The organism is Kitasatospora sp. NPDC096204, assembly GCF_044763205.1.
GTDB lineage: Bacteria > Actinomycetota > Actinomycetes > Streptomycetales > Streptomycetaceae > Kitasatospora.
Genome location: NZ_JBIWFT010000007.1, coordinates 239,642 through 251,413, shown reverse-complemented (window position 1 = coordinate 251,413; position 11,772 = coordinate 239,642). Strand labels below are relative to the sequence as shown.

At 74.8% G+C, this 11,772-nt stretch carries 9 protein-coding genes and 1 pseudogene; 8 read left to right on the top strand and 2 right to left on the bottom strand.

The genetic code is table 11. The features are described from left to right. Window positions 1-147 precede the first annotated feature (147 nt). Window positions 148-819: pseudogene (gene fusA, locus ACIQ87_RS10560) on the top strand (elongation factor G); the annotation flags it as partial. A gap of 252 nt (window positions 820-1,071) precedes the next feature. After that, window positions 1,072-1,974 carry a neutral zinc metallopeptidase gene (locus tag ACIQ87_RS10555; RefSeq protein ID WP_402404536.1) on the top strand — a complete coding sequence of 301 codons (903 nt, stop codon included), beginning with the start codon at window positions 1,072-1,074 and terminating at the stop codon, window positions 1,972-1,974. 15 nt (window positions 1,975-1,989) lie between these two features. Here the strand turns inward: ACIQ87_RS10555 and ACIQ87_RS10550 are convergent, their stop codons facing one another. Beyond that, window positions 1,990-2,946, bottom strand: coding sequence for a LysR family transcriptional regulator (locus ACIQ87_RS10550; protein WP_402404533.1), 957 nt, complete (start codon window positions 2,944-2,946; stop codon window positions 1,990-1,992). A gap of 143 nt (window positions 2,947-3,089) precedes the next feature. Between ACIQ87_RS10550 and ACIQ87_RS10545 the strand changes: the two genes are divergently transcribed. The 6 genes from ACIQ87_RS10545 (at window position 3,090) to ACIQ87_RS10520 (ending at window position 10,041) form a co-directional block, all read left to right on the top strand. Continuing rightward, the gene (locus tag ACIQ87_RS10545; RefSeq protein WP_402404530.1) at window positions 3,090-3,566 is read left to right on the top strand and encodes a hypothetical protein; all 477 of its coding nucleotides are present in this window, start codon (window positions 3,090-3,092) and stop codon (window positions 3,564-3,566) included. Further along, window positions 3,559-5,199, top strand: a complete 1,641-nt coding sequence (locus ACIQ87_RS10540) for a multicopper oxidase family protein (protein WP_402404527.1) — start codon at window positions 3,559-3,561, stop codon at window positions 5,197-5,199. The genes ACIQ87_RS10545 and ACIQ87_RS10540 overlap by 8 nt, the downstream gene beginning before the upstream one ends. A gap of 458 nt (window positions 5,200-5,657) precedes the next feature. Then, window positions 5,658-7,295 carry an alkaline phosphatase D family protein gene (locus ACIQ87_RS10535; RefSeq protein ID WP_402404525.1) on the top strand — a complete coding sequence of 546 codons (1,638 nt, stop codon included), beginning with the start codon at window positions 5,658-5,660 and terminating at the stop codon, window positions 7,293-7,295. Between the two features lie 129 nt (window positions 7,296-7,424). Then, window positions 7,425-7,553 (top strand): hypothetical protein, encoded by a 129-nt coding sequence (locus ACIQ87_RS10530; RefSeq protein ID WP_402404522.1) that lies wholly within the window; start codon window positions 7,425-7,427, stop codon window positions 7,551-7,553. A 319-nt stretch (window positions 7,554-7,872) separates the two neighbouring features. Further along, window positions 7,873-8,949 carry an alpha/beta hydrolase gene (locus ACIQ87_RS10525; RefSeq protein WP_402404520.1) on the top strand — a complete coding sequence of 359 codons (1,077 nt, stop codon included), beginning with the start codon at window positions 7,873-7,875 and terminating at the stop codon, window positions 8,947-8,949. Between the two features lie 240 nt (window positions 8,950-9,189). Beyond that, window positions 9,190-10,041, top strand: coding sequence for an alpha/beta fold hydrolase (locus ACIQ87_RS10520; protein WP_402404518.1), 852 nt, complete (start codon window positions 9,190-9,192; stop codon window positions 10,039-10,041). 189 nt (window positions 10,042-10,230) lie between these two features. Here the strand turns inward: ACIQ87_RS10520 and ACIQ87_RS10515 are convergent, their stop codons facing one another. Beyond that, a complete protein-coding gene (locus ACIQ87_RS10515; protein WP_402404516.1) occupies window positions 10,231-11,430 on the bottom strand; it encodes a DNA gyrase subunit B in 1,200 nt (399 codons plus the stop codon). Window positions 11,431-11,772 lie beyond the last annotated feature (342 nt).

Genomic DNA, 11,772 nt, shown 5'->3' with positions numbered 1-11,772 from the left:
CGCCTGGCTCCACACCTACAATCACCACCGCGGACACACCGCACTCGCAGGCAAGCCACCCGCCAGCCGCGTCCCCAACCTCACGGGTCAGAACACTTAGCGCGAGGAGGAAGTCAATCTGGTGTCCTGCCCTCCTTCCCCTCCTTCCTCGCCCGCCTCGCCGAGGAGGACCCCGCGCTGCGCGTGGCCACCGACCCCGAGACCGGCCAGCGCACCCTGTCCGGCCTGGGCGAACTGCACCTGGAGGTCGCGGTGGAGAAGATCCGGCGCGACAGCGGCGTCGAAGCCGTCGTCGGGCGCCCGCGCGTCGCGCTGCGCGAGGCCCTCCTCCAGGGCGTCACCGGCGGACGGGTGCCGCGCGAGTACATCCAGGCCGTCGAGGCCGGCTGCCGCGACGCCCTGACCGACGGCCCGCTCGGCGGGCACCCGGTCACCGGCGTCGCCGTCACCCTCACCGACGGCGCCACCCACCCCAAGGACTCCTCCGAACTCGCCTTCCGCACCGCCGCCCGCCTCGGCGTGCGCGAGGCCCTGCGCGCCTCGCGCATGCACCTGCTCGAACCGCTCGCCGAGGTGGCCGTCACCGTGCCCGAGGACGCCCTGGGCACCGTCCTCGGCGACCTCGCCGCCCGCCGCGGCCACATCCGCGCCACCGAACCCGGCCCCGGCACCGCCACCGCCCGGGTCAGCGCCCTGGTCCCGCTCGCCGAACTCTTCGGCTACGCGGGCCGCCTGCGCGGCCGCACCCACGGCCGCGGCACCTTCACCACCCGCCCGGCCGGCTACGCCCCCGCACCGGCCGCCACGCCGGCCGGCTGAGCCGCACCGCCCGGCCCTCCCCCCGAGGAGGGCCGGGCGCCACCCCGGCCCCCGCCCCCGCCCGAACCGCCGCCCCCGCACCCCGCACCCCGGCCCGGGGCCCCGCCGCGCCCGCCCGAACCCCGCCGTGCCCGTCCCGGGGCCCCGCCGCGCCCGCGTCCGGGCCGGGGCCCGTAGGCTGGGCCGGGCCATCGGCGGCACAGACCGTCACCAGTGGGGCGGAACACGACAGAAACGGGCAGGCAGGGGCACATGCAGTTCGACGACCAGGGCGACCTCGACACCTCGCAGGTGGACGACCGGCGCGGCATCCCCGGCGGGAAGCTCGCCATCGGCGGCGGGGCCGTGGGCCTGATCGCGGTGCTGTTCGCGGTCGTCCTCGGCGTCGACCCGCAGCTGCTGGGCCTGTCCTCCGGCTCCGGCTCCTCCAACTCCTCCGGCACCCGCACCGCCGGTGAGGCGCAGCAGGCCTGCAAGACCGGGGCGGACGCCAACAAGCGCCAGGACTGCCGGATCGTGGCGGTCACCAACAGCCTCCAGGAGTTCTGGCGCGCCGAACTGCCGCGCGCCGCCAAGGTCCCGTACAAGAACGCCGAGACGGTGCTGTTCACCGGCCAGGTCTCCACCGCCTGCGGGCCGGCGACCTCGTCGGTGGGCCCGTTTTACTGCCCCGGCGACAAGAAGGCCTACTTCGACCTCGGGTTCTTCAACGACCTGTCCGCCCGCTTCGGCGCCAAGGGCGGCCCGTTCGCCGAGTCCTACGTCGTCGCCCACGAGTACGGCCACCACATCCAGAACCTCACCGGCGCCATGCAGAAGGTCGGAGGCGACCGCCAGGGCGCCACCAGCGGCTCGGTGCGCCTGGAGCTGCAGGCCGACTGCTACGCCGGGGTGTGGGCGCACCACGCGACCACCACCCCGCAGGCCTCCACCGGCCGTCCGCTGATCGCCTCGCTCACCGACCAGGACATCGCCCAGGGCCTGGACGCGGCCGCGGCGGTCGGCGACGACCGGATCCAGCAGCAGGCCACCGGCCGGATCAACCCGGAGGCCTGGACGCACGGTTCCGCCGAGCAGCGCAAGGCCTGGTTCACCACCGGCTACCGCAGCGGTGACCTCGCCCAGTGCGACACCTTCTCGGCCGCCAAGCTGTAGGGCCCCGGGGTCCCGTCAGAAGCCCTCGTCCACCGCGCCGTCCACCGCGCCGTCCACCGCGCCGCCCGCCGTACCGCCCGCCGGGCCCCGCGTCCAGTCCCAGCCGGCGATCGCCTCGCGCAGCAGGCGGGCGGGGGCGGGCAGGCGGGCCTGCGCGTCCCAGAACAGGGTCAGGGAGCGCCGGCAGTCCGGGCTGTCGACGCCGACCCACACCAGCGGCAGGCGGGTGGCGGTGCGCCGGGCGACGTCGGGCACCAGGCCGATGCCCAGGCCCGCGCTGATCAGCTCGGCGATGGCGCCAGCCTCGTCGCTCTCGCACACGATCCGCGGCACCAGGCCGCGGGCGGCGAACAGCCGGTCCAGCAGGCGGCGCTGCCAGTGCCCGGGGCGGGCGGCGATGAACGGCCGCCCGGCGAGCTCCTCGACGCCCACCCGGGCGCCCTGCCGGGCGCGCCCGGCCAGCGGGTCGCCCACCGGGACGGCCAGCCCCACCTCCTCCTCCAGCAGCAGCACCGACTCCAGGCCCTCGGCGGTGACGGGCTGGGAGGCGACGGCGAGGTCGACGTCCTGGGAGCGCAGCCGCCGCGCCATCTCCCGCGCGGGCAGCTGGTGCAGCTCGATCTCCACCCCCGGGTGGTCGCGCTTGAACGCCGCCAGCGGCCCGCTGAAGGCCAGGAACGTCTCCGAGGCCAGCCGCACCGTGCCCAGCCCCTGCCCGGCGGCCTCGGCCACCGCCCGCCGGCCCGCCTCCAGTTCGCCGAGCGAACGCTCCACGTAGCCGCGGAACAGGTGCCCGGCCGCGTTCAGCCGCAGCCGCCCGCCGCGCTCGAACAGCGCAGTGCCCAGCTCGGCCTCCAGCCGGGCGATGGAGCGGCTCAACGACGGCTGGGCGACACGCAGTTCCTCGGCCGCCCGGCTCAGGTGCTCCAGCCGCGCCACCGCCAGGAACTGCCCGAGCGTGTTCAGGTCCACCGACGCCCCGCCCCCATACCCCACGCGTCATAACGCCATAGCGATATTGATCTTAGACACGATAGCCGCACGGTCATAGCGTCATGGGCAGGGCCGCACACCGCGAACAGCGCGACCCGACACCAGCGCGAGGAAGGACGCCCATGGCCATCGCCGCCGACAGGACCCCGCCCGAGCCCGCGCCCCGGTCCGCGGCCCGGTCCGCCACGGGGGAGCGGACCGGGCCCGCCGGACACACCCTGCGCGCCCTGGCCGCCGTCCACACCGCCGCCGTCTTCGGCCAGCCCGTCTTCGCCGGCGTCTACCTCAGCGGCGACTACGACGCCCTGCGCTGGCACGCCGCCGGCGCCGACGCCGTCACCACCCTCGGCTACCTGCAGCTGATCGCCGCCCTCGTCCTGTGGGCCCGGCTGCGCCGCGCCTGGCCGGTGGCCGCGACCCTCGCCGTCGCCGCGGCCGAGACCGCGCAGTACCTCGCCGGCCTCGACGGCGCCCTGTGGCTGCACCTGCCGCTCGGCGTGGCCACCATCGCCGCCACCGTCGTCCTCACCATCGCCCTGTGGCGCACCCCGCTGCCCGCCCGCCGCCGCCCCACCCCCACGGAGGACGACCGTGCCTGAACCCCGCCTCGGCCAGGACGGCCTGACGCGACGTCAGATCCTCGGCCTCGGCGGCGCGTTCGGCCTGCTCACCACCACCGGCCTCGCCACCGCCGCCACCCTCGCCCGCCGCCCCGCCACCACCGGCGCCCAACTGCGCAGCACCGCCGCACTGCCCCCGCCCCACCAGGTGCCGCTGCCGATACCCGCCGTCCTCAAGCCCACCTCCACCGACGGCACCGGCGACCACTACGAGATCGTCCAGCGCGAGACCGACGCCGAGATCCTGCCCGGCCTCACCACCCGGCTGTGGACCTACGGCGGCACCTTCCCCGGCCCCACCATCGAGGCCCGCCGCGGCCGCGGCGTCACCGTCACCCACCGCAACGAACTGCCCGTGCCCACCGTCGTCCACCTGCACGGCGGCCGCACCCCCGCCGCCTGGGACGGCTACCCCACCGACCTCGTCCTGCCCGCCACCTGGCCCCAGGCCGCCGCCCACCGCATGCCCGCCATGCCCGCCATGCCCGCCATGGACGGCGCGGGCGGCGGCGCCATGGCCGACCCCCGCGCTGTCACCAGCCGCCTGACGCGCGACTACACCTTCCCCAACGACCAGCGCCCCACCCTGCTCTGGTACCACGACCACCGCATGGACTTCACCGCCCCCGCCATCTGGCGCGGCCTCGCCGGCCTGCACATCGTGCGCGACGACGCCGAGGACGCCCTCGGCCTGCCCGCCGGCCCCCGCGAGATCCCCCTGATGATCGCCGACCGCGCCTTCACCGCCGACGGCGCCCTCACCTACCCCTCCCTCGACCCCACCCTGCGCGAGCGCCCCGGCGTCAGCGAACCCCACCTCGCCGGCGTCCTCGGCGACGTCATCCTCGTCAACGGCGCCCCCTGGCCCGTCCACGAGACCGACGCCGCCCGCCACCGCCTGCGCCTGCTCAACGCCTCCAACGCCCGCCACTACGAACTCGAGGCCCGCACCGAGGACGGCCGCCGCCTCGACCTCGTCCAGATCGGCTCCGACCAGGGCCTGCTCACCACCCCCGTCACCCACCGGAGCCTGCCCCTCGCCCCCGCCGAACGCCACGACCTCGTCGTCGACTTCGCCACCGCCCCCGTCGGCTCCCTCGTCCGCCTCGTCAACCGCCTCGGCACCGGCCGCACCCGCGACGTCATGGCCTTCCGCATCACCCGCCGCCCCGCCGCCGACGACAGCCGCATCCCGCCCACCCTCTCCACCGACCTGCCCGACTGGCACCGCCAGGACGCCGTCCGCACCCGCGACTTCGCCTTCCGCGCCGGGCGCACGAACGGCGGCCACGGCTGGCTCATCGGCGGCCGCCCCTTCGACCCCGCCCGCACCGACGTCACCGTCCCCCTCGGCGACACCGAGATCTGGCGCCTGGTCGCCGACGTCCACCACCCCGTCCACCTCCACCTCGTCGGCTTCCGCATCCTCAGCCGCGCCGGCAGACCCCCACTGCCCCACGACGCCGGCCTCAAGGACACCGTCTCGCTGCGCCCGGGGGAGTCGGTGGAGATCATCACCCGCTTCGACGGCTACCGCGGCCGCTACCTGTTCCACTGCCACAACGCCGAGCACGAGGACATGGGGATGATGGCCAACCTCGAAGTCGTCTGACCATCCGGCACCCCGCCCCGCCCCGCCTCGCCCCGCCTCGCCTCGCCTCGCCCCGCCTCGCCTCGCCTCGCCCCGCCTCGCCTCGCCTCGCCTCGCCTCGCCTCGCCTCGCCTCGCCTCGCCTCGCCTCGCCTCGCCCCGCCTCGCCTCGCCTCGCGCGAGCCGGTGCGTGCGCGCCTTGACCTGCCCATTGCGCACACCCCGCCCACCGGGCCCGCAGGCGGCCCCCGTACGGCCCGCGGACGGCTCGCGGGCGGGGCTCGCCGACGGGCGGACCCCGCCCGACCCCACGGGAACGCCCGGAACATGACGGTTCATCCGCTTCGCGGCGAAGTGCCGGACCTTCACGGGTCTGACACCAGATGCTCACTCTGCTGCCGGAATCCCGACCCCCGCAGTACGGGGTGGTCCACTCCAATTCCCTTCGCACACCCCCGAGCCGCGAAAGGCCACCACCCCATGACCCGCCCCGCCGACCGACCCACGCCCGACCGGATGCTGCGCGAGGCCGCCGCCCGCCTGGACCGGCGCCGCTTCCTGACCGTCACCTCGGCCGCCGCCGCGCTCGCCTTCAGCGTCAACCTGCCCTCCGCGCACGCCGCCGACAACGAGATCGCCCCGCGCGCCATCGGCGACAACCCCTTCACCCTCGGCGTGGCCTCCGGCGACGCCACCTCCGAAGCCGTCGTGCTCTGGACCCGCCTGGCCCCGCGCCCCCTGGAACCCGGCTCCGGCATGCCGCCCGCCGGCTCGGTCAAGGTCGGCTGGGAGATCGCCCGCGACGAGAACTTCCGCCGCGTCGAGCGCCGCGGCACCGCCCGCGCCCACGCCGAGTTCAACTACGCCGTCCACGTCGACGCCGACGGCCTCGACGCCGCCCGCACGTACTGGTACCGCTTCACCGTCGGCTCCTGGACCAGCCCCGTCGGCCGCACCCGCACCGCCCCGCCGCGCGGCCGCAAACTCGACCGCGCCCGCATCGCCTTCGTCTCCTGCCAGGCCTACGAGGACGGCTACTTCACCGCCTACCGCCACCTCGCGAACGAGGACCTCGACGCCGTCTTCCACGTCGGCGACTACATCTACGAGTACGGCATCGACGCCGTCGGCGGCGACCGCAAGTACACCGACCGCACCCTGCCGGCGTACTTCAACCACGAGACCACCACCCTCGAGGACTACCGGCTGCGCTACTCCCTCTACAAGACCGACCCCGACCTCCAGGCCGCCCACGCCGCCCACCCCTGGTACGTCACCTGGGACGACCACGAGGTGGAGAACAACTACGCCGCCGGCATCCCCGAGAAGAACCAGGACCCGGCCCCCTTCGTCGCCCGCCGCGCCGCCGCCTACCGCGCCTACTGGGAGAACCAGCCGCTGCGCATGCCCCAGCCCAACGGCACCGACCTGACCCTCTACCGGCGCGTCCACTTCGGCCGCCTCGCCCAGTTCGACATCCTCGACACCCGCCAGTACCGCGACGACCAGGCCAACGGCGACGGCTGGCAGTACCCCACCCCCGAGTCCGACGACCCCAAGCGCACCCTCATGGGCGCCACCCAGGAACGCTGGTTCGCCGACGGGCTGCGCCACTCCAAGGCCACCTGGAACGTGATCCCCCAGCAGGTCGTCTTCTCCCGCCGCAAGAACACCACCGCCGAGCGCTCCAAGCTCTCCATGGACGCCTGGGACGGCTACCCCGCTGCCCGCGAGCGCTTCCTGCAGGCCGTCGACCAGGCCGGCGTCGAGAACCTCGTGCTGCTCACCGGCGACGTGCACGTCGCCTACGCCCTGGACGTCAAGCGCGACTTCGACGACCCCGCCTCCCGCACCGTGGGCGTGGAGTTCGTCGGCACCTCGATCAGCAGCGACGGCGACGGTGAGGAGAAGCCGTCCAACTGGAACAACCTCATGTCCGCCAACGCCCACATGAAGTTCTACGACGGGCGCCGCGGCTACACCGTGCTCACCCTGGACCACCACCGCGCCCGCGCCGACTACCGGGTGGTCTCCCACATCACCCGCCCCGGCGGCACCCTGTCCACCGCCGCGTCCTTCACCACCGAGGCCGGCAACCCGGGCATCCGCCCCGCCTGACACCCCGTCGGGGCCTGTCCTCCAGGCGCTCCCGCGCGGCCCGTGCGACGCGGGCGTACGCGGGCCAAGTCCCCTTTCGGCGCCGGCGGGGTCAGCGCAACGGTCCTTGCCCGAGGCCCGGCAGGGGTGGTGACGCAGGACCTGCCGCTCTCCCCGCAGACACAGAAGTACGTCGAGAGTCCGGCGGCGTTCGAGGACCACCTGCGTTCGCACCCGCCGAAGCCGCTGACGGGCGAGATCCGCGGGGGAGCCGGGTAAGGCACAGGGGTGGGGCTGCGCAGCCCGAACGCGCAGCCCCACCCCTGCGCCCGTCGCCGTTTCGGGTGCCACCGAGGGCGCCGATCCACGGGTTTTTCATAGGACGCCTCCGCCCACGTCCCGACGGCCCCGGTGACCGTGTCCACGAACGTCCCAGGCCGTTGCGCTCCGCGGCGATCGGCCCCCGGGTGCGGCGCCGGCGACGGGTGCGCGGACCGGCCGGAACGAGTGCGCTGCGTGTAAAAGCGGGGCGGACACGGGGTCCTAGCCTGGGGCCTTGCCCTCTTCGACCACCGAGAGGCGACCCAGGAGTTTCCCCATGCGCACCGTCCCCTTCCGCATCAACCGCACGATCGCCGCCGCCGCGGCCGCCGCCCTCGTCGCCGGGGCCACGATCGCCGCCAACGCCTCGGCCTCCCCCGCCCCCGCGTCCGCCAAGTCGACCGCCCCGGTCCTGGAGAAGGACGCCCAGGCGTTCGCCGACGCGGCCGCGAAGAATCCGCCGATCTACACGCTGTCCTACGACGACGCCCGCAAGGCGCTCGACAGCGCGCAGAGCGGGCCCGTCGACACCCTGCCGGCCGCCGTCAGTCACCGCACCCTCAAGGTGGGACCCACCGGTGAGGTGACCATCCGGATCGTCCGCCCCGCCGGCGTGAGCGACAAGCTCCCGGCCGTCATGTACTTCCACGGCGGCGGCTGGGTCCTCGGCAACGAGAACACCCACGACCGGCTGGTTCGCCAGATCGCCAACGGCGCCCAGGCCGCCGTCGTCTTCGTCGACTACACGCCCTCACCCGAGGCCCGCTACCCCATCGCCATCGAGCAGGCCTACGCGGCCACCAGGTGGGTCGCCGAGCACGGTGACGAGATCAACGTCGACGGCTCCCGGATCGCCGTCGCCGGCGACAGCGTCGGCGGCAACATGACGGCCGCCGTCACGCTCATGGCCAAGCAGCGCGGCGGCCCCGCCCTGCGCGAGCAGGTGCTCTTCTACCCCGTCACCGACGCCAACTTCGAAACCCCCTCCTACCGGGAGTTCGCCGACGGCCCCTGGCTGACCCGCAAGGCCATGAAGTGGTTCTGGGACGCCTACGCCCCGAACGCCAAGGACCGCCAGCAGATCCTCGCCTCCCCGCTGCGCGCCGGCCTCGACCAGCTCAAGGGCCTGCCCAAGGCCCTGGTCATCACCGACGAGGCCGACGTCCTGCGGGACGAGGGCGAGGCGTACGCCGCCAAGCTCCGCGCCGCCGGCAACGACATCACCACCGTCCGCTACGCCGGCGTCATCCACGACTTCGCCATGCTCAACGCCCTCGCGAACACCAACGCCGCCGAGGCAGCCGTCGACCAGGCCAACCGCTTCCTCTACGCCGGTCTGCACAGCACCTCCTGACCCCACGCCAGGGCGGCCCGGCTCCGCCCGGGCCGCCCCCAGGCGCCCCGCACCCCCCATGGCCGGACGCCGCGCACCGCGCAGACCCTTCCGGCCGACCGTGCCGGCCCAACCGACCTCTTCGGTTGGGCCGTTCAACCATCGTCGCCGGTCAAAGCGGTTCGAAACTTCGAAACGCGGCACACCCCGCGCCTTCCCGCCAGACCGTGTCACCGGCGACCGCCTTTCAAGGAGACCGTCATGTCCCGTTCCCCCCGCAGCCGTTCGGCTCTGCGTGCCGTCACGACCGTGGCCCTCGCCTCTGCCGTGGCGGGCTCCCTGCTGGCCGCCACCACGGTGAGCAGCAGCGCCGCCCCGCAGAAGGCCGGGGCGAACCAGGCCAAGCCCACCGTCGTGCTCGTCCACGGCGCCTTCGCCGACGCCTCCAGCTGGTCCGGCGTCATCCAGCGACTGCAGCACGACGGCTACCCGGTCATCGCCGCCGCCAACCCGCTGCGCGGCGTGAGCAGCGACGCCGCCTACCTGCGCAGCGTCCTGGACGGCGTGCACGGGCCCGTGGTCCTGGTCGGCCACTCCTACGGCGGCTCGGTGATCACCCAGGCCGCCGCCGGCGACCCCGACGTGAAGGCGCTGGTCTACATCGCCGCGTTCATCCCGAACGTCGGCGAGAGCGCCGGCGAGCTGGCCGGCAAGTTCCCCGGCAGCACCCTGGGCGAGACCCTCAACACCAGCTCCTACCCCCTGCCCGGCGGCGGCACCGGCACCGAACTGACCATCAAGCAGGACCTGTTCCGCCACCAGTTCGCCGCCGATGTCCCCGCTGCCACTGCCGCGATCATGGCGGCCACCCAGCGGCCGGTCTCCACCCTCGCCCTGGAGGAGAAGGCTTCACAGGCGGCCTGGAAGGACATTCCCTCCTACGCCCTGGTCGCCGGCCAGGACTACAACATCCCGCCGAAGGCCGAGCAGTGGATGGCCGAGCGCGCCCACGCCCGCACCGTCACCGTCGACAACGCCTCCCACGCGGTCGCGGTCTCCCGCCCGGGCGCGGTCGCCGACCTCATCCTCCGCGCGGCCCGCGACACCCGCTGAACCAGCGCCGGCCGCGTCAGCCCTGCCGGCCTCCCACCCGGATCGCCACAAGGTCAGCACCCCCCGTGCGCGGGAAGTCGGCCCCGCCGACTTCCCGCGCGGCGCGGTCGGCCTCCGGTGACGGGACGGGTCGCAGGCGGATCCGCGAGGACGCCCGGCGGTCCTTCCGCGGCGAGGAGACCCCGGCGCTCACACGCCGCCCGGGCGCCCGAACCCCTGCGGCTCACACACCCGCGGCTCGGGCACCCCCGGAAGGGCGCGGGCGACGACGGCCGCGGCCTGCTCCGGGTGCTCCTCCAGCCACGCGCCCAGCTGCTCCCGGACGGCCTCGGCGACGCAGCCGCGCACCGCGGCGTTGCCGAGCACGGAGCGGGTGGAGCCCTGGAACTCGGGATCGTCGAGCTTCACCGACACCACCGCCGTCAGACCCGCGCCGTCCGGCCCGGCGTCCGGCCCGGCGTCCGGCCCAGGGTACGCCGGGGCCGGCAGGAGCCGGCGGCGCGCGTAGGCGTCGAGCGCGGCCGCCACGCCCTCGCGCAGGCCCGTCTCGTGGCTGCCGCCGGTGGTGGGGTAGCTGTTGGCGAAGCCGCGCACCCGCTCCCCGCCGCCGTCGCGCCAGCGCAGGGCCACCTCCAGCGTTCCCGCCATCCGTGGGTCCTCGGCCTCGAAGCCGACGGTGTCCGTGATGGCGGCCGCCGCGTGCTCGCCCTCGCCGCCGCCGTCGAAGAGGGCGACGAGCTCCCGCGCCCCGTCGGGGAACCGGAAGCGGACCGACCGTACACCGTCCGGGTGTCGCTCGTCGGTCAGGGAGATGTCCAAGTCCCGGTTCAGCAGGACCAGTTCGCGGAAGCGGTCGGCCAGGGAGTCGAACGAGAACCGTGTGGTCTCGAAGATCCCGGCGTCCGGCCAGAAGGTGATGACGGTCCCGCTGTCGGTGGCCGGGCCCGTGTCGGTGAGCGGGGTGAGAGCGGCGCCGCGCGCGTACTCCTGCTCCCGGCGGACGCCCCCGCGCCGCACCTCGGCCGTCATCCGGCTCGACAGGGCGTTGACGACGAAGGGGCCCACGCCCATCCGGTGGAGCGTCACGCGGTGGCGGCCGCGGGGCCCCGCGTTGGAGTGCGGGCGGGTCAGCAGGGCCTCCGGGTCGGCCTCGCCCGGCCCGTCGTCGGCCACGCGCACCCCGTCGTCGGGCAGCAGGGTGATGTCGACGCGGCCGGCGCGGCCTGCCAGGACCTCGTCCACCGCCCGGTCGGCGACCTCGAACACCATGTCGTGCAGGCCGCGTTCACCGGTCGAGCCGATGTACATCCCGGGCCGCTTCCTGACGGCTTCCCACCCCTCCAGCACCTCGATGCGGATGCCGTCGTACGGGTTGTTGTCCTGGCTCACGAGGTCCCCTCCAGAGGTGGCCGGCGGAGCTCCACAGCCTAGGCGAATTTCCGCATAACACCAGGTCAGTGCCTGTATGCCGAGGGCGTGGGCGGCCGCGTGAGCGCCTGCCCCAGGGCGGCGGCTCCGGCGGTCCCGGACCTGTGCCGCGGCGCGGCCGGGCCCCGCCGAAGCCCCGCACGGGGCCGTTTCGCGAACCCCCGGGGGTGCCCGATTCCACTTTTTCCGCACAGCCCCCGCCGGGGCCCGGACAGGTCCCGCACCGGGGGAGTCGCGACACCGGTCGACCGAGGCGGGACCACCGAGGCGGGACCACAGCCCGGCGGACCTTCGTCAGCCGGG

Coding starts and splice junctions, on each gene's coding strand:
- ACIQ87_RS10555 (WP_402404536.1), top strand. CDS start 1,072: ATGCAGTTCGACGACCAGGGCGACCTCGACACCTCGCAGGTGGACGAC.
- ACIQ87_RS10545 (WP_402404530.1), top strand. CDS start 3,090: ATGGCCATCGCCGCCGACAGGACCCCGCCCGAGCCCGCGCCCCGGTCC.
- ACIQ87_RS10535 (WP_402404525.1), top strand. CDS start 5,658: ATGACCCGCCCCGCCGACCGACCCACGCCCGACCGGATGCTGCGCGAG.
- ACIQ87_RS10525 (WP_402404520.1), top strand. CDS start 7,873: ATGCGCACCGTCCCCTTCCGCATCAACCGCACGATCGCCGCCGCCGCG.
- ACIQ87_RS10520 (WP_402404518.1), top strand. CDS start 9,190: ATGTCCCGTTCCCCCCGCAGCCGTTCGGCTCTGCGTGCCGTCACGACC.